Annotated in this window: 17 protein-coding genes; 10 read left to right on the top strand and 7 right to left on the bottom strand. The window is 42.9% G+C overall.

Annotated features, from left to right (window positions below; genetic code table 11):
• Window positions 1-13 precede the first annotated feature (13 nt).
• The 4 genes from GN157_RS13080 to GN157_RS13095 form a co-directional block, all read right to left on the bottom strand.
• Window positions 14-853: an alpha/beta fold hydrolase gene (locus GN157_RS13080; RefSeq protein ID WP_157483947.1), complete on the bottom strand. Its 840-nt coding sequence runs from the start codon at window positions 851-853 to the stop codon at window positions 14-16.
• Between the two features lie 36 nt (window positions 854-889).
• Window positions 890-1,621, bottom strand: a complete 732-nt coding sequence (locus GN157_RS13085) for a hypothetical protein (protein ID WP_157483949.1) — start codon at window positions 1,619-1,621, stop codon at window positions 890-892.
• Between the two features lie 47 nt (window positions 1,622-1,668).
• Complete coding sequence (locus GN157_RS13090; RefSeq protein ID WP_157483951.1) at window positions 1,669-2,493, bottom strand: oxidoreductase; 825 nt, start codon at window positions 2,491-2,493, stop codon at window positions 1,669-1,671.
• Window positions 2,494-2,597: 104 nt separating this feature from the next.
• Entirely contained in the window at window positions 2,598-3,794 is a 1,197-nt protein-coding gene (locus GN157_RS13095; protein WP_157483953.1) for an MFS transporter, read from the bottom strand.
• Between the two features lie 328 nt (window positions 3,795-4,122).
• Here GN157_RS13095 and GN157_RS13100 point away from each other — a divergent pair, with 328 nt between their 5' ends.
• Complete coding sequence (locus GN157_RS13100) at window positions 4,123-4,953, top strand: helix-turn-helix domain-containing protein (RefSeq protein WP_231749137.1); 831 nt, start codon at window positions 4,123-4,125, stop codon at window positions 4,951-4,953.
• Between the two features lie 97 nt (window positions 4,954-5,050).
• Here the strand turns inward: GN157_RS13100 and GN157_RS13105 are convergent, their stop codons facing one another.
• From GN157_RS13105 to GN157_RS13115, 3 genes are all read right to left on the bottom strand, one after another.
• Window positions 5,051-5,590 (bottom strand): carboxymuconolactone decarboxylase family protein, encoded by a 540-nt coding sequence (locus tag GN157_RS13105; RefSeq protein WP_157483957.1) that lies wholly within the window; start codon window positions 5,588-5,590, stop codon window positions 5,051-5,053.
• 148 nt (window positions 5,591-5,738) lie between these two features.
• Window positions 5,739-6,305 (bottom strand): DUF417 family protein, encoded by a 567-nt coding sequence (locus GN157_RS13110; protein WP_157483958.1) that lies wholly within the window; start codon window positions 6,303-6,305, stop codon window positions 5,739-5,741.
• Window positions 6,306-6,376: 71 nt separating this feature from the next.
• Entirely contained in the window at window positions 6,377-7,234 is an 858-nt protein-coding gene (locus GN157_RS13115) for a helix-turn-helix domain-containing protein (RefSeq protein WP_157483960.1), read from the bottom strand.
• A gap of 188 nt (window positions 7,235-7,422) precedes the next feature.
• Here GN157_RS13115 and GN157_RS13120 point away from each other — a divergent pair, with 188 nt between their 5' ends.
• From GN157_RS13120 to GN157_RS13160, 9 genes are all read left to right on the top strand, one after another.
• Window positions 7,423-8,232: a helix-turn-helix domain-containing protein gene (locus GN157_RS13120; protein WP_157483962.1), complete on the top strand. Its 810-nt coding sequence runs from the start codon at window positions 7,423-7,425 to the stop codon at window positions 8,230-8,232.
• A gap of 98 nt (window positions 8,233-8,330) precedes the next feature.
• Window positions 8,331-9,185, top strand: a complete 855-nt coding sequence (locus GN157_RS13125) for an MBL fold metallo-hydrolase (RefSeq protein ID WP_157483964.1) — start codon at window positions 8,331-8,333, stop codon at window positions 9,183-9,185.
• A gap of 210 nt (window positions 9,186-9,395) precedes the next feature.
• On the top strand, window positions 9,396-9,965 hold the full coding sequence (locus tag GN157_RS13130) for a YbhB/YbcL family Raf kinase inhibitor-like protein (RefSeq protein ID WP_231749138.1): 570 nt from the start codon (window positions 9,396-9,398) through the stop codon (window positions 9,963-9,965).
• A gap of 142 nt (window positions 9,966-10,107) precedes the next feature.
• The gene (locus GN157_RS13135) at window positions 10,108-11,250 is read left to right on the top strand and encodes an L-dopachrome tautomerase-related protein (RefSeq protein WP_197429456.1); all 1,143 of its coding nucleotides are present in this window, start codon (window positions 10,108-10,110) and stop codon (window positions 11,248-11,250) included.
• Between the two features lie 4 nt (window positions 11,251-11,254).
• A complete protein-coding gene (locus tag GN157_RS13140) occupies window positions 11,255-12,757 on the top strand; it encodes an L-dopachrome tautomerase-related protein (RefSeq protein WP_157483966.1) in 1,503 nt (500 codons plus the stop codon).
• A gap of 35 nt (window positions 12,758-12,792) precedes the next feature.
• A complete protein-coding gene (locus tag GN157_RS13145; RefSeq protein WP_157483968.1) occupies window positions 12,793-13,731 on the top strand; it encodes an NADP-dependent oxidoreductase in 939 nt (312 codons plus the stop codon).
• Window positions 13,732-13,815: 84 nt separating this feature from the next.
• Window positions 13,816-14,736, top strand: a complete 921-nt coding sequence (locus tag GN157_RS13150; RefSeq protein WP_197429457.1) for an AraC family transcriptional regulator — start codon at window positions 13,816-13,818, stop codon at window positions 14,734-14,736.
• Between the two features lie 116 nt (window positions 14,737-14,852).
• Window positions 14,853-16,268, top strand: coding sequence for an aldehyde dehydrogenase family protein (locus GN157_RS13155; protein WP_157483970.1), 1,416 nt, complete (start codon window positions 14,853-14,855; stop codon window positions 16,266-16,268).
• 57 nt (window positions 16,269-16,325) lie between these two features.
• Entirely contained in the window at window positions 16,326-17,120 is a 795-nt protein-coding gene (locus GN157_RS13160) for a helix-turn-helix domain-containing protein (RefSeq protein WP_157483971.1), read from the top strand.
• Window positions 17,121-17,216 lie beyond the last annotated feature (96 nt).

Raw genomic sequence — 17,216 nt, forward strand, 5'->3', positions numbered from 1 at the left:
TTACGTGCAGCGGTTAAAAATTGTTTAGAAAATCGTTGGCCTGATTTACGAACCGTTGCGGATACTGATAAAAAGATCCGTGCGCTGCATCAGGATAATAGGTCAGTACGGCATTGGATAACTGCTTAAAGAGTGCGTACGAATTATCCGAATCCATCATCTTGTCATCACTGCCCTGTACAATAAATACCGGATGGGGTATCATTTTAAGGTCCATCGTAACGGGGTCAGCCCCCCAGCGGGTAATGGCAGCCATTTGCGCCAAAACACTTTCCTGTGCTGTTTCCTTATCGCGGTCTTCGGTTCTCGTAAATAACCTTTTCAGGGTTTCCTTTCCCTTATTTCGGCTCGTAGTGGTGGCGGTAAAAAAAATATATAAAAAGCGTTCCTCCGGATCTTTTTGCATGGCATTGTAAATTAGTTCAGGAAAATGCTCCAAAACCTTTGCTCCCTGTGGCGCTGCGCCCACAATAACAAGCTTCCTTACCAGTTCCGGATACTTGACGGCCAAATATTGTGCAATGAAACCGCCAAGCGAAAAACCTAACACGTCAAATTTATATACCCCCAGTGCATTTAGAAAATCTACCGCATCATGAGCCATATCGGCAACGTTATCAGGCGTCTCACCTGTACTGTTTCCAACACCGGCATTGTCAAAAATTAGTACCTCCCGTTCCTGTGCCAGCCCCTCAAGAATTAAAGGATCCCAATTATCAAGGGTACCGGTAAAGTGCTGGAAACCTACAAGAGGAAATTCAGAGGGTTTACCAAATCTTCGGTAGGCGTAGTTAATGCCGTTAACATTTATATATTGTGTGGGTGCCGTAAGGGCAGTTCTTAAAGTGCTCATCTGTTTGTTGTTTTAGAATGTTACTAATGGTTTGAATTATTCGAAGCGTACATCAAGAATGTCTATGGATACCAGTACCGGGTTCGTCTGATAGCTGTTATCCGCATCGTTTAGGATGTAGATATTTCTCTTAGTGCCGGTTTTTACACCCTGAAATTCCTTGTAACCTTCAATTATCTGGGTTGCAGAGGAGCCTCCCAGTACTACCGGCCAATAGTCATGTCGTTTTAATAATCCGGCTTCATTAAAGTAAAATACCTGTCGTTTGCTGTGTGTGGTAAAACCCTCAGGATAAATCACCTCAAGCCTGCTAAGGGTTTCCCCCTTTTCATTCCAGGGTTCCAGCTCGTTGATTTCTACACCGGGAACAAGGAAATTAAAAGGCGCGGTAGCATAATTCCATGTAGCATAGCTCGAAAAGTACACCAGTTGCGCCCTTGTCCACGGAGTTTCTACAGTATGTCCTTCAAATGAATGAAGTGGGTTTGTAAGGGCTTCCAGTAATTTACCGTTTTCATCAAACAGCTCTACTTTACCGGGTTCGAATGTTGAGGTATACCCCGGCTGGAAAAGGTTTTTCCAGCTGCTTTTCTGCTCGGTTAGCGAACCGGTAAATGCTACATCGGCAAGGGCGCCGTCATGCCCTTTTATAGGCCACACCACACCACCTATATTGGTGTGTATTTTTACTGTTGTAAAAGGGGCTGCGTTGGCGCCTCCGTGGGCGGCAATAACTTTGTCTACTAATTGTTGGGTTGAAGTTGTCATGATTGAATATTTATTATTGTTGGATATGATTGTAAAATGGTAATCGATTAATGTCCGTGAGCGGCAATACTTACTTCTTTCCAGGCCTCAATACTGTTAAGCCTTTCAGTATATACCTGTTTTACCACGTTATAGGCTATGCGACCAAACAGAAGCCTTTGCGGTGGGTTAGCATGGTCTACAAGGTCAAGCACAATGCTTACCGTAGCTTCGGGCTTGCCCCAGGTGTCCGGATTTTCGCTGGTGGTGGCAAACGCTTCACGAACCGGATTATAATCTGAAATATCGTTAGTGGTTTGGTTTGCCGATGCCCCGGCCCAGTCCGTAGCATAGCCGTTAGGTTCTATAAGTGTAACATTGATACCCATGTGTGCTACTTCCCTGGCGATCGTTTCGCTAAGTCCTTCTACTGCAAATTTTGAAGCATTATAAAGGCCCAGCATGGGCAGCGTGGTAAGCCCTAAAAAGCTTGAAACCTGAATAATATGACCGCTTTTTTGGGCTCTCATAACCGGCATTACCGCCTGTGTAACCCAAAGCAGGCCAAAAAAGTTAGTTTCCATCTGTGCCTTGGCCTGTTCCTCGGTCGTCTCTTCTACCGTACCAAACAAGCCATAGCCGGCATTATTTATTAGTACATCAATCCTGCCAAAATGACCTGCGATTAGGGCTACGGCCTCGTTTACATTTTCGCGTTTGGTAACATCAAGTTGTACGGGTAAGATTTTATCACCATACATTTCCACCAGGTCGGCAAGGTCGGCCGTGTTGCGGGCAGTGGCGGCTACTTTGTCACCACGCTTTAAGAAGGCTTTGGCCCATAGTTTTCCGAATCCTCTCGAGGCTCCTGTTATAAAAATTGTTTTAGACATAATTGTATTTTATTACGGGTTATTGATTTTTGATAGAGCAAATTTAGCTTCAGTATACGCGACAGGGTAGTTCATATGTGGGAACTAATAGCACAAAACAACGTTTATACAGTCCGTGCCTTTACATAGTGTTTGAAAGCAACAAGCACTACTAATAAAAGCAGCACAATGCCAAGGTTTACAGACGATAAAAGGTGAACCGATTTAATGCTTAGGGAATTTATAAGCCCATAGCCAACCACAGAGCTGATGACATAAATACCACCACCGGTAAGGCCGCTGGCTGTACCTGCATTATGTGTAAAACGTTGTAGGCTGTAGGCATATACATTATTAAATATAAAGCCGGATGCAAGATGAAGGGCCGCCGTAAAAACAATCAAAACCCAAATCGTTACGGTTGAGACGGATATCAGCCACATCACGGCTGCGGCAATAAGCTGTAGTATGATGGCGGTATCCAGTTTTGTAAACAGTGCCCTTTTTAATAATAACTTGCTCATGATACCGCCACTCATCAGCGCAACACCCGATACCAGGGAACTGTACCCCGTAATTACCGGAGAATATCCATATACCTTTTCTATGATAAAGGGGCTTACCATACCATATACAACCAGAAGGGAATAACTCAGTCCTATAATCAGCAGTCCCAGGGTAAAATCAGTCGTTTTCAACATTTCCTTATACACCTTTACAATGGGCTGTATCCTGAAGGGCTGCCTTTGGGATAATGATTCACCCGAAAAACGTATTTCCATGATTAAGACAATAACTGCCAGGCTACCTAAAAAGTAAAAACTAGACTGCCACCCCAATACTTCCTGGAGATAACCTCCAAGAAACGGTGCCACTATTGGTGCTGTAGCCCATACAATGGAAAAAAGACTTGTATAATGCTTTAGTTGGGAACCACTATACATATCCACAAAAAATGCTCTCTTCCCAACGATGATAAGGGAAACGGTTATACCCTGTATAACTCGCATGGCATATATTACATAAATATTTGAGGTAAGGGCAATGGCAAAACTCGCTACGGCGAAGATTAATAATGCAAAACTGCTGATCCGGTAGCGTCCGAAACTGTCGAGAATACTTCCGATAAAGAGCTGGCTAAAGCCGGAACTAATCATAAAAAGAAGTAACGATAACTGTATTGCCCCCACCGACACGCCAAGATCGTGTGCCATGGCCGGAAGCGAAGGGATATAAATGTCTGTGGTAAGCCCTCCAAGCGGTATCAGTATAAAAGCTAAAATAGTGCTGATATGCAGGAACTCTGATTTTTGATTCTTCATAATAGATAGTGTTAAGGATCTTGTTTTTAAAAAGGTTACCCGGTATGAGGCCCAGGTCTCCGCAATCAAAAGTAGGGCTGCGGCTCCCCATTCAATAGTTCGTTTGTAAGGATAAATAGCACATATCTACGTACCCTTGCCTTTTGCAGCCGATCCGAAAAAAAACCGGAAATTTTCTCCACCCTTTTATTTTTTTACTACTTTTCACCTTCCAATTCTTGTTCATTAAATCCCTACGATCATTATGGAAAAAATATCACACTACAGGAGCATCACAGAACTGCATCAAAAAAGTGGCTTTGCCCCTCCAAACCATCCGTTGGTAAGCATGATGACGTGTAAGGAACTCATGACCTATTCAGTAGGTGAAGATCGCTTTACAGGCGACTTTTATATGATAGCGTTAAAGAAAATTATGGACGGTTATATGCTTTATGGAAAAACCAAATACGATAACGATAACGGTTCCATGGTTTTTGTTAAGCCCCGCCAGATTATTGAGGTCAGTAACGTGAAATTTGCCGAAAAGGGCTTTGTCCTGTTCTTTCACGAGGACTACCTTTCAGGGCATCATCTTCATGAGCTGATTAAAAAATACGGTTATTTCGAATATGAGATTAACGAAGCGCTGCACTTATCCCCGCAGGAGGAGACGATAATATGGGATCTTTACGATAAAACAAGAGCTGAATATGAAAATAAACCCGATGAGCTGAGCCGGGAGATCATTTTAAGCCATATTGATTCAATCCTCAAATATTCGGACCGCTTTTATAAAAGGCAGTTCATTAACCGCAGTACCAATATTTCAGGTACCACGCTAAAGAAGTTTCAGGACACGCTGGAAAAGTACTTCGAGACTTCCCAGCATATTAGCAATGGGCTCCCTACCGTTAATTATCTGGCTGAGAAGCTCAATATTTCACCAAGATACCTTAGTGATGTCTTAAAGCAGGAGACGGGAAAAACTGCGCTGGACCACATTCATATTTACCTGATCAAGGAGGCTAAGAATCTGCTTTTAAGCAGTGACAGTAATGTAGCGCAAATTGCTTATGAGTTGGGATTTGAGACCCCGTCCTATTTTACAAGGCTTTTCAAAAAAGTTGTAGGGCATACACCGGTTCAATACAAACAGCAACAAGGTGCTCAGGCATAAAACATACCCGTTTTAAACAAAAGAGGTAAGCCTTTCAGCTTACCTCTTTTGTTTTATGCTATGTCCCTTTGATAGGGGACGGTTTCTTGTCCTTTAATTAGTTAAGTGCCGGTGCGGCAGGAAAATCTACCGGAACCTGTGTCTGTGCGTACACGTAATTCGTAAAGGTACGCACTGTAACAATACCAATAAGTTCAATCAAGGCCGCTTCATTGTAACCCGCATTAAAAAAAGCCTCTTTAAGGGGTATAGTGGCTGTTCCTTTGTTTTGTGCAATTGACTGGGCAAGCTGTAATGCAGCCTCAAATTTGCCGTCAGCAGTTTGCCCCTTCCTTAAACCGATAATATCCTCCGGGGTATAACCTTTAAGTCCCGCAAGCATAGTATGGGCGGCAAGACAATAATCACAGTTGTTTACCTGTGAAACTACCAGGTTAATCCCCTCACGCTCCTTGGCGCTAAAGGCACTGTGACTGAATGCCTCCTCAAATTCCAGTATGCCTTTAAGTGCATTGGCAGAATATCCGATAGTAGCATAAAGGTTGGGTACTTTTCCCATTTTCTTTGTAATGGCTTCAAATATTTGTTGTGATGGTTCACTTACCTGATCTTTTGTAGGTACATTAATTGTTTTCATGATATAAAATTTAAGTATTTTGTTATTACGTATTTTGATAAAGCAAAGTTAGCTGCTGTGATTTTGCTGTAGTAGTGCATTTTTGCGGAAGAATAGCACAGATTTACGAAGAGATTAATCAGTACGTTCCGCCGTATCTCCCGAACCTTTACTTGCCTTTGTGTTGCAGGTACAATCGGGCGGACTGACTCATGGTAACCAGGGCACCGCCAAGAATTACGACATCCTTGATTACCAGCCTCCCACGACCTGAAAGAAAAGGAAAGCCATAGTCCGTATCGCCCAGATTACCCACCCAGGCCTCGGGGGTGGTGACAAGAAAGGAAAGGGTTCCCAGTGTCATCAGGAAAATGAGTATACTGCCCCACATACTCCATAAAGGAGCCACGCGATGCAAGGCCACAAGCAGGCCCAGACTCATTAAGAAAATACCCAACCCTTTTGAAAAGCCATAGGTATTGTTCTGAATATGCCATTGATGGTTTTCCACAATAAAGGCACCTTCCTTATTTAGGTGCGCGGCATATTCATCAGGATGGTTGTAGAAAAAGCGCATAAAGGGGCTGTTGGCGACAAATGGAACAATGCCGTCAGCTTCATAGGTAAAGAATTTCAATGCCCCTATCCAGATAAAAACTATAACTATCCCTGCACGAAGTATATTTGTAGCAAGGTTATCTAACCGGGCGATCTGTTGTATAAAGAATGATCTCATGATGTAATTTGTTTTTTGTTGAAACAAAGTTACATCGGGACTAAAGCCTACAACATGGACAAAAATGGATATTACCTGTACAAATCTGCCACGATGGATATACCTGTCTTATCCCTAAAGCTTTGAGGTGATTCATTGGTCTGCTTTTTAAAAACACGGCTGAAATAGAATTCGTCTTCAAAATTCAGAGCATAAGCAATCTCCTTAATGCTTTTTCGCGTCAGGTGTAATTCTTTTTTTGCTTCGAGTATCAGCCGTTCCGTAATAAGCTGCGAAGGTGTTTTTCTAAAATAACGTGTACAGCGCTTGGTAAAATTATTGGGTGTCATTCGCAATAGCCCGGCATAATCTGAAGGCTTACGAAGTTCTAAAAAACGGGCTTCAAGGAGCTCTTTGAAATGCTCCATTTCCGTATCCCGAATCACGGCGCTAGCCGTGGTCTCCATTTCCTTATTCTTAACCTGGCTTGAACGGGCCAAAAAAAGTTGTAACAATGATTTCAGTACAATATCCGAAGGCGAAGCCAGTGCCAGCTCCCCTGCTATCTGATCTGTGATCTGAATGAAACCGGATTTCTCAGAAGGGGTCAGGCTAACCGATGGTGCAATGTATATATTATTAAAAAGAAGTCCGTTACAGGCTACTTCCTCCCTGTGGTACTCTATACAATAAAAATCACTATGGAAATGCAGCACATCATAAGACAGCGGTATTTCGGTCTCAATGTAGATAAGCTGCATGGGAGTCGCAAAAAGCAGGACAGGACCTTTAAAGTCAAACCTTCCAAAATCAGCATAAAATGTGCCTTGGCCTTCACTTACAATAATTACAGTATACTCACTGAATTGTATAGGCTTCTTAAGTAATTCTGCTTCGGCTCGGAGCAGCCTTAGTAACAGGTTACCATCGGTTGAGGAAATTTGTGTCATATTATAAAACATTACAGTCTTAGGACCAAATCCTATTCTGTTTAAGTTTGTGGTCCAAAATTAGGAAAATATATTATACGTATTAAATGCTGTTTTGGCCGTTTCAACAAACTAAATTTTGGCCGTTTCAACAAACCAGGCAAATGGATTTAAACCGATATTTGTATCACCGTTAATCTTATAGCATAATGCAAAGTACTCTTGACCCCTATCCCCTTAGTTTTTCCTGTGAAGCGGCAGGATGGCGTGACGGTGAGCAATTTGTTTCACTGCACTGCCTGACCTACCTTGTGAAAGGAGAACTCCTGCTGGATGACGGTCATACCTGCACGCTGCTGAAAGAGGGCGATTTGTTTTTCTGTCGGAAGAATCAACTGCTGCGCTTCCGTAAGCCACAGGAAAAGGTAAAGGACTTCAAAACCGTTACGTTGTTCTTTGCAGAGCGCTTCCTGGGCGATTTTGCTAATGAATATCCCATAAGGCTAAGCGAAAATGTAGCGGTACCTTCCGTCCAGCGAATTGAAAATAACATAATCAAATCGTTCATGGACAGCCTTCAGGCCTATGAACCGTTCCTGGCAACACCTTCTGAAAATGCCTTGGTGCCATTGAAACTAAGGGAAGCGCTGCTACTTATGCTCCAGCATTTACCGCAGTACGGGAGTATACTGTTTGACTTTTCCAACCCGGTTAAAAAGGATTTAAGCACTTTTATGGAAAAAAATTTTCATTTTAATGTCCCTCTGGAGCGCTTCGCCCTGCTGACAGGACGAAGCCTCACTTCATTTAAGCGGGATTTCAAAGCAATTTACGGAGAATCGCCCGCACGTTGGATTATCAGGAAACGTTTGGAGAGCGCTTATGAAATGATTACGCAACAGGAAAAAACAGCTGTTGAAATATATCAGGACCTGGGCTTTCGTGATCTTTCCCATTTTTCATATGCTTTTAAAAAACAATACGGGCTAAATGCTTCACAGGTAAAAAAAAACAGGTAATTCCTACCCTATCCCTGCACAAACAGAGGCGCTCACCTGCGGTGGGGGCAGTCTCCCCTATTACCCGGTCGGATTTGAATTAATAGTAATATTTATATATGGACACACAAATGCAACTTTTACCTGCGCTGCTGCAATACAGCATAGGAAACAGGAAAATCACCATTATAAACGACAGTTTCTTTATCGCGGGTGAATCCTACTTTACCCACCTGCCCGAAAACGGAGTGGGCCAGATACTGAGGAAAAATTTCAGGCCTGATACACCAACCCTCACAACCAGCATCTTTATAATTGAGGGAGAAGGACAGCTCCCGATACTTATTGATACCGGCATGGGAGATCGATTTGCTCCGGATATGCAGGGCAGGTTGCTTGAAGCGTTGCCTCTTTTGGGGTTATCACCGGATCAGATTGGCACAATATTACTCACCCATTTACACGGTGACCACTTTTACGGCCTGGTCAGTCAAGGTGGTAGTAAAAATTTTCCAAATGCCAGAATATGGTTTTCAGATGCAGAATATGACTACTGGATTAATAATAAAGACCTTAGCCCTGCAGATCAGGATAATGCGGTCGCGATTAAGCAAGCCCTCGCACTATACGAGCGGTTACAGCCCGCTGCAAACGAGCTATTGCCCGGTATTACATCCGTAGCGTTACCAGGGCATACACCTGGGCACACGGGCTTTTTGCTGGAATCACAGGCCGAAAAAATTCTTTTCTGCGGAGATATACTTACAATTCCAGCCGTACAGGCCGCAATGCCTGAAATAGGGTTTGCCACCGATGTCAATTATTCCGAGGCTGTACGCACCAGAATCGATGTACTTAAAAAAGCTGCGCATGAACGGCTCTTGCTGGCGGGACCGCATTTCGAATTCCCCTGCTTAAGTTATGTAAAAATAGATGGAGACGGCTTTCAGTTGATCCCAAAACAGCAGATATAGCTAATATCAATCCTCTTCCGAGACTGCCTGAAAGTATCAGGCAGTCTTTTTTTTGACTGTTTATAGGCATCTCTTATAGTTTATACATCCTTGAATTTATACCTGACTTACCCGAAAACGTACAATCATTACCCAAAGCTTTCTCACCAATTTTGTACCGTAGGATACAGTACCTGCAATGCTAATTTTAACACTAATAATTTAAGTACCATGAAAAACATCTCGTTTACAAAAATGATGACACTTGGCATAGTTTTATTGAATGCCATAACCTTACACGCACAAAGTGCCGCTAAAACTTTTACCCTTAAGAGCAGCGGGCTTGGCGGCCAGCTTACCAAAGATTATTACTATAATGACTGGGGTGTAAATGGGGGAAATATCTCTCCTGACCTTGCTTGGGAAAATGTTCCCGAAGGGACACAGGCTTTTGCTGTTACAATGTACGATGCAGCGGCCCCGACAGGCAGTGGCTGGTGGCACTGGGTATTATTTAATGTTCCGGCCGGCACACGATCACTTAAAGCCGGTGCTGCAAGTACACATCCTGAGTTACTTCCCGCAGGGAGTATATCATCGCTTAACGACTTTAAGCAGTACGGATATGGCGGACCCGTTCCCATTCCGGGAAGCGGATTTCACCCCTATGTTATTACCGTATACGCTCTGAAAAACAAAATTAACCTGGATAAGGATGCTAACCCTGCCCTTGTAGGCTTTAACCTTGGTGCCAATACCATAGCAAAGGCGTCTATTATCGCCTATGTATACGTTCCTTAATAAAAGATGGCACTCTTTAAAGGGCGGCCATTTTTTTTGGGTCGCTGCAATTACGTGATTTTGTACTCAAAAAACCTAAATATGTACCAGCAGCTACCCAATCTACTAAACTAATTTTACACCATACTTTAATCGTAACAAAATGAAAAATAAATTATTGCTGGTATCAGCCATGCTGTTACTGGCCCTGACAGGATGTAATAAGAAGCCGGAGCTGGCAAAGGACAGCGTTGATGCCCCCGCCCAGTCTCCTCAAACAACAGTTAAAAACCCAGAACTTGAGGAGGTCTTTCGCGACAGTACCTATCAGCTTACAGGGGTGGCCGTATCTCCGAACGGTCGGGTATTTACAAACTATCCATACTGGCTGGATAACCATTCTTATTCAGTGGTGGAAATAAAAAACGGTAAACCGGTACCGTATCCTGACGCACGTTGGAATAGCTTTAAGAAAGGGGATGAAGGAGTAGATAAATTTGTTTGTGTACAGGCAGTAGTAGCTGATGAAAAAGGCTACTTGTGGATTGTAGATGCAGCCGGCATAGGGCTAGGCCCGGTATACAAGAAGGCAAATAAAGTTTTAAAAGTGAGACTCTCTGACAACACTGTTGAACGTATATATACCTTTCCGGAGACTACAGCCGGCAAAGACAGCTATATTAACGATATCAGGATTGATAACAGTAATGGGTTCGCCTACATGACCAGTTCTTCCAACGGAGGCATTGTTGTGCTTAATACCGCATCAGGGGAATCCCGTTTTGTACTGCATGACGCTCCAAGTGTGCAATCTGACCCTGCTTACCATTTTTCTTTCGACGGTAAGGAGTTTTCGAAGGCAGACGGAAGTATACCAAAGATCAACTCTGACGGCATTGCACTGTCACCAGATAAAGCCTGGCTGTATTACAAGCCACTGACCGACGACAAACTTTACCGCATTAACACCCGGTTCTTAAGAGACTTTACCACACCTTTAAAAACCATTACCAATAAAGTAGAGGATCTGGGACATTTCGTGACAACCGACGGAATGGAATTCGATAAAGAGGGTAATCTCTATTTCGGGGACCTCGAAAGGAGCAGTATCGTAAAAATAACTCCCGATTTGAAAATGCATACCCTGATAAGCGACCCCGAAAACCTAATATGGCCTGATAGTTACAGTGTTTCGAAAAATGGATACCTCTACATTTCAGTATCACAGATCCAGTTAATGCCATGGTTCAACAATAACATCAATAAAACAGAACACCCCTATAAAATACTACGACTAAAAATATAATATAATGGGAAAACATAAAGCAAAATTTACCTTGGCGGCTATTTCACTCATGACCTTACCGGTCTTCTCCCAGCAACCGGTTCCTTTTTCTTTCGGGAATCTTGAGGTAAAGCAGATGAATGCGTTACTCACCAGGAGTACCATTTCGGGAGAATCAGGAACCGTAGGTTATTTCACCTATAAAAAAGGGGCTGTAGTTCCTTTGCATCAGCATGTCAATGAGCAATATTCTATCATTACCCAAGGTAGCGTAAAAGTGTTGGCCGGCGGAAAAGAATATATTGTAAAAGCCGGTGGAGGTATCATAATCCCTCCTAATATACCGCACAGCTTTATTGCCCTTGAGGACAATACCATTGATATCGATTTTTTCACTCCGGCACGAATGGACTGGCTGGCAGGGACTGACAACTATTTTGTTAAAGAAACCGGTCAAAATAACTCCGAAACGCCATGGGACGGTAAAATCAGAAATGCGGAAATTTATGCAGAACTACCGCATTCGGTTGGTAATATTACCTATACGCCTCAGGGGGAACTGGTATACAGCCTGCATCCCTTTTTTAATCCGGAAATACGGGTAATGAAATACAATGCAAAGTCAAAAAAGAGTACCCCTTTTCCAAATGCCTATTGGAATACACCGCGTAGCACAGATGATCATTACCTCAGTAATGTTTTGGGAATGCGCAATGATGCCAACGGCATTGTCTGGATGCTGGATATGGGACAGCGAAACAATATCACCCCAAAGATTGTGGGATGGAATACCCGCACCGATAAACTGGAGCGCATCTACTACTTACCCGAATCAGCCCTGTCCGAAACCTCCCAACCCAATGATATGGTGGTCGACACCAAACACGGTGTGTTTATTATTGCCGATGAGGGGATCGGTAAAGGTGGCAACGGCACTACAGCCGCAATAATCGTTGTAGATATGAAAACGGGAGCAACCCAAAGACTATTAGAGGGTACCTCCTCCATGCTCCCTGAACAAAAACCGCTTGTCATCAATAATAAAACATTATCGGTAAACGGTAAACCATTACTGGTAGGTTGCGACGGAATTACGGCCGATACAGCATTTGATTGGCTGTATTACGCACCGCTCAACGGAACTAAAATTTACCGTGTCAAAATAGACGACCTACTCAATATCTCGTTAACCCAGGAGCAGTTGGAACAAAAGATCGAAACCTATTCCGCTAAACCTAACAATGGCGGACTCAGTATAGATAACGCCGGTAACCTTTACCTTACCGCCCTTGAGACTAACGGAGTTGATGTAGTACTGGCAAAAGACAGAAGCATACATAAATTAATAAGCGATGCACAACTGCTGTGGCCCGACGGGGTAAGTTATAATGGTGTGGACGGCTATATGTATGTAGCTGCCGCACAGGTTCACTTAGGCGCTAATTTTAACGATGGAACCAACAAGGCGAAAGCTCCTTTCCTTATCTATAGGTTTAAACCTATAGCTCCCGGTGTATCTTACCGATAAATGAAAGCAAAAAAACTACTAAATATAATACTAAAATGAAAGCAATACTTTTAAATGAACAAGGTACTACCAATCAACTTATTTACAGTGAAATCCCTGTACCCTCTATAAAAAACGACGAAGTTCTTATCGAGGTAAGAGCAATAGGTATTAATCCCGTTGATGTAAAAAGCCGCGCCGGAAAAGGGGTGTACGGCAGACTCAAAGATCAGCTGCCCATCGTATTAGGATGGGACATCAGTGGTATAGTTGTGGAAGCAGGAACTGATGCAGGTTTCAAAAAAGGTGATGAAGTTTTTGGGATGGTAAATTTTCCTGGACATGGCAAAGCCTACGCGGAATATGTTGCTGCTCCAGCAGCGCACCTGACACTAAAGCCCGCTACTATTTCACATGCCGAGGCTGCAGCAGCTACACTTGCCGCCCTAACTGCTTATCAGGCGCTGGTACACAAGGTGCAGGTGAAACCCGGAGATAATGTACTGATTCATGCTGCATCGGGTGGTGTTGGCCATTACGCTGTGCAAATGGCACGCCATCTTGGTGCGATTGTAACGGGGACGTCATCCGCCCGAAACAGGGATTTCGTACTGAGCCTTGGCGCACAGGAACATATCGACTATCATGGTTATGACTGGACGAATAGCCCTTTGGAATTCGACTTCGTTTTTGATACCGTAGGTGGCGATAATATTGACCATTCTATTGAGGTAGCAAAAGCAGGAAGTATGGTAATCAGTATTCCAACAGGCCTTAACGAAGCCGTTACTGAAAAAGCCGCTGCAAAAGGAGTAAATGGGTATTTTTTCCTTGTTTCTTCTAACGGAGCGGATATGAAAGTCATTGCAGACTGGTTAGGTAATGGCTATATCCGTTCCCACGTATCAGCACAGTTTGATTTTAGCGAAATGGCACAGGCACACCTTCATGTTGAAAGCGGTAGAACTGTAGGTAAAGTAGTCGTAACATTGTAATAAATTATCAGGCGCTGCACTGTGGCGCCTGTTTTTACTTATGCTGTTATCCTGTAGTGTTTTTCAACCCAATCGCAGTTTATTATGCAGTTACATTACGTCATAAAAGGGGGAAAAGTTTTATATTTGCTAGTTCCCTCTACCTTTCAAAAAAAAGAACCAATCATGCACATCGAGAACTCTTTACAGCCATTTGATATTGAAAAGGAAGTACTTACTGAATGGAGCCGCAGGCCGCACCAACATAATTTCTTTGAACTTGTTTTCATTGAGCGCGGGACAGGGAAGCAATGTATTAACAGTAACATACTCCCCTACAAGGATGAAAGTATTTTCCTTTTACCTCCCTATGATTGCCATTCCTTTGAAATTGAATCCGCGACCACTTTTGTTTTTATCCGCTTCAATGCATTGTTTTTTAAAGAAGATAAACGTACCATGATGGACTACAGCCAGTGGTTCAGTAACCTCCACTATATATTAAGCTCCTACAACCGCATACCGGGCGATATTATACATTCTGACTCCGACCGCGCAGTGTTGATTAGCCTTATTCGAAGCATGCAGCTTGAGAAAGAGCAAAGCAATTATTCCGAATCGATACTCCGGACAAACATGGTGGCCATGCTGAACATCCTGATCCGTAATTTTGAAAACCGTTTTCTAGAAAAACACCAGGATAAAGATATGCAAACACGCGATGTACTGCAATATATACAGTACAATCTCTTTGACAACAGTAAGCTGAAAACGAATGTTATTGCCAGCGAATTTAATCTTTCTCCAAACTACGTGGGTGAATATTTTAAAAAGAAAACAGGCGAAAGTTTAAAAGAATATATCCTCAAAGCCCGTGTAAACGTAGCACAAAGCCGTATTGAATATTCCGGACAGAGCCTCAAGGAAATCGCATACGATCTCGGATTTACAGATGCCAGCCATATGACCAAAGTGATTAAAAAATACTACGATGATGCGGGGACTTCATGCAGTACGTTCGCCTAACAATTTGAATTACACATTTTGCGTGGTTTGAACGTTTCACCAAAGCTACTTTGAACGTTTCACCAAAGTTATTCGTTTCATTTTAATGGAAATTTGCTGTAATAAAATACATTACAATGAAAATATTAGATCAAATTTATGTAAATGGTAACTTTGTCAAATCAACTGGCGCGGAGCGTTTTAACACTATCAATCCTGCCACGAACGAGAAATTAGCCGAGGTACATTTAGCAAACAGCAATGACCTTGACAATGCCGTCGCCGCAGCAAAAAAGGCATTCCAAACCTTCTCAAAATCTACACGCGAAGAACGCATAGACATACTGAAAAACATATCCGATGTGCTCTCGAGACGGAAAAAAGACTTTATTGAGACAATGGTAACGGAATATGGAGGCACGCTTCAGTTTTCGGAGGCGAGTTTCAGTAATGCACTGTCCACCTTTTCCAGTACCATTGAAATCCTTGAAAACTTTGATTTTGAACGTAGCATAGGGGTTTCAAAATTAAAGCTGCAACCCGTTGGGGTTGTAGGGATCATAACGCCCTGGAATGCCAGTAATAGCTTTATATGTTCTAAAATGGCTACTGCCATAGCTGCGGGATGTACCGCTGTGGTTAAACCCTCGGAGATGAGCGCATTACAATCACAGGTAATTATGGAGGTTTTCCACGATGCAGGTTTACCCCCTGGTGTTTTTAATCTTGTCAACGGATTTGGTAATACGGTAGGAACGGCACTAACCTCTCATAAAGACATCTCCAAAATCTCATTTACGGGTTCAACAGTTACAGGAAAATCAATCGCACGAATCGCTGTAGATACTATGAAACGTGTTACCCTGGAGCTTGGGGGAAAATCACCTAATATTATTCTTGCTGATGCCGACCTGGCAACTACAATTCCAATGGCCGTTTATGGGGCTTATATGAACAGCGGGCAGGCCTGTATCGCTCCAACCCGTCTACTTGTCCCTGCCGATAAACTTGAACAGGTAAACCATATCGCTAAGACGACTGCGGAAGGTATAAAAATAGGCAATCCATTGGAAAGGGATACCATCGTAGGCCCGATGGTGAGTGTTAAACAGTTTGAAAGAGTACAAAACTACATCAGGCTGGGAATAGAAGAAGGAGCTACCCTATTGACAGGAGGCACCGGAAAACCGCAAGGATTAGACAGCGGTAACTTTGTAAAGGCGACAGTTTTTACTAATGTATCCAATAGTATGCGGATTGCGCAGGAAGAGATTTTCGGTCCTGTGCTTTGCATTATACCCTATAAGGATGAAGATGAAGCGATTCAACTGGCTAACGACACAGCATATGGCCTCGCCGCCTATGTAAGTGCAGCGGATGATAAGGCTGCTGAGCGTGTTGCAGCACAAATAGACGCCGGAAGAGTATGTATAAATGGCTTTTCCCATGATCCGCTGGCCCCTTTTGGAGGATTTAAACAGTCTGGAATTGGGAGGGAATATGGTGTGTATGGCCTTGAAGAATATCTGGAAGTAAAAGCAATATTAAATTAAATTAAACTGATACTTAGGACGGGCGTGTGCCCGTCCTAAGTATATAATTTTGCAATAATGAAAGAGAAGGAAGTACTACATTTTTCTTGCCACTATACCCGATTTAGGGATGGGGAACACTTCACTCCTGATACGGTTTTAGGAATGGTTATTACCGGATCAATGGAATTATTTGATAGTAAAAAACGACTACATTTCAAGGCGGGGGATCTCTATCTGGCCCATCGTAACCAGCTGCTGAAATATGTAAAGTATCCGCCGGACCAGGGTGAGTTTCGATCAGTATCCCTGAGTTTTGAAGAAGACTGTATACGTGCTATTGCAAAAGAAATCAATTTTCAAGATCAAAACAGCTACGAGAAACAAGCATGTATTGAAATACCCAAGTATAAACCCTTACTCGCTTTCTTCCAGTCGTTAAATGAATATGAAGCTATCCTAAACACCAACACGCCCCTTTTAAAACTTAAACAAAAAGAGGCTCTTTTGCTGTTGCTGGAATGCCAGCCTTCACTCGAAAAACAGCTGTTTGACTTTAATGCGCCAAACCGGATTAGCCTGGAGGCTTTCATGGAGAAGAGTTTTCACTTTAATGTTAACCTGGAACGGCTTGCCTACCTATCGGGTCGCAGCCTGTCAACCTTTAAACGGGATTTTGAACAGATATACCACCAAACACCCAGCAGATGGCTCATGCAGCGCCGCCTTAATGAAGCGTACTACTTAATAAAGGAAAAAGGTGAAAGTGCCTCAACAGTATATCTGGAAGTCGGTTTTGAAAATCTCTCTCATTTTTCTTTTGCCTTCAAAAAATGTTTTGGAATAAACGCTTCGAGTATTAATCCTGAATAGGATATTTCTAAGCATTTTTTTTAAACACCTAAGAAGTAAAATAAAGTATGCCCGGAACTTAAAACGCTCCGGGCTATACTACAGATATTGTATTAT

Origin of the sequence: Flavobacterium rakeshii (genome assembly GCF_009741375.1) — a bacterium.
Lineage (GTDB): Bacteria > Bacteroidota > Bacteroidia > Flavobacteriales > Flavobacteriaceae > Flavobacterium > Flavobacterium rakeshii.

What these genes read in the sequence shown, in the direction of transcription:
- GN157_RS13080 (WP_157483947.1), bottom strand. Translation starts at nt 853, where the DNA reads ATGAGCACTTTAAGAACTGCCCTTACGGCACCCACACAATATATAAAT.
- GN157_RS13085 (WP_157483949.1), bottom strand. Translation starts at nt 1,621, where the DNA reads ATGACAACTTCAACCCAACAATTAGTAGACAAAGTTATTGCCGCCCAC.
- GN157_RS13090 (WP_157483951.1), bottom strand. Translation starts at nt 2,493, where the DNA reads ATGTCTAAAACAATTTTTATAACAGGAGCCTCGAGAGGATTCGGAAAA.
- GN157_RS13095 (WP_157483953.1), bottom strand. Translation starts at nt 3,794, where the DNA reads ATGAAGAATCAAAAATCAGAGTTCCTGCATATCAGCACTATTTTAGCT.
- GN157_RS13100 (WP_231749137.1), top strand. Translation starts at nt 4,123, where the DNA reads ATGATGACGTGTAAGGAACTCATGACCTATTCAGTAGGTGAAGATCGC.
- GN157_RS13105 (WP_157483957.1), bottom strand. Translation starts at nt 5,590, where the DNA reads ATGAAAACAATTAATGTACCTACAAAAGATCAGGTAAGTGAACCATCA.
- GN157_RS13110 (WP_157483958.1), bottom strand. Translation starts at nt 6,305, where the DNA reads ATGAGATCATTCTTTATACAACAGATCGCCCGGTTAGATAACCTTGCT.
- GN157_RS13115 (WP_157483960.1), bottom strand. Translation starts at nt 7,234, where the DNA reads ATGACACAAATTTCCTCAACCGATGGTAACCTGTTACTAAGGCTGCTC.
- GN157_RS13120 (WP_157483962.1), top strand. Translation starts at nt 7,423, where the DNA reads ATGCAAAGTACTCTTGACCCCTATCCCCTTAGTTTTTCCTGTGAAGCG.
- GN157_RS13125 (WP_157483964.1), top strand. Translation starts at nt 8,331, where the DNA reads ATGGACACACAAATGCAACTTTTACCTGCGCTGCTGCAATACAGCATA.
- GN157_RS13130 (WP_231749138.1), top strand. Translation starts at nt 9,396, where the DNA reads ATGAAAAACATCTCGTTTACAAAAATGATGACACTTGGCATAGTTTTA.
- GN157_RS13135 (WP_197429456.1), top strand. Translation starts at nt 10,108, where the DNA reads ATGAAAAATAAATTATTGCTGGTATCAGCCATGCTGTTACTGGCCCTG.
- GN157_RS13140 (WP_157483966.1), top strand. Translation starts at nt 11,255, where the DNA reads ATGGGAAAACATAAAGCAAAATTTACCTTGGCGGCTATTTCACTCATG.
- GN157_RS13145 (WP_157483968.1), top strand. Translation starts at nt 12,793, where the DNA reads ATGAAAGCAATACTTTTAAATGAACAAGGTACTACCAATCAACTTATT.
- GN157_RS13150 (WP_197429457.1), top strand. Translation starts at nt 13,816, where the DNA reads ATGCAGTTACATTACGTCATAAAAGGGGGAAAAGTTTTATATTTGCTA.
- GN157_RS13155 (WP_157483970.1), top strand. Translation starts at nt 14,853, where the DNA reads ATGAAAATATTAGATCAAATTTATGTAAATGGTAACTTTGTCAAATCA.
- GN157_RS13160 (WP_157483971.1), top strand. Translation starts at nt 16,326, where the DNA reads ATGAAAGAGAAGGAAGTACTACATTTTTCTTGCCACTATACCCGATTT.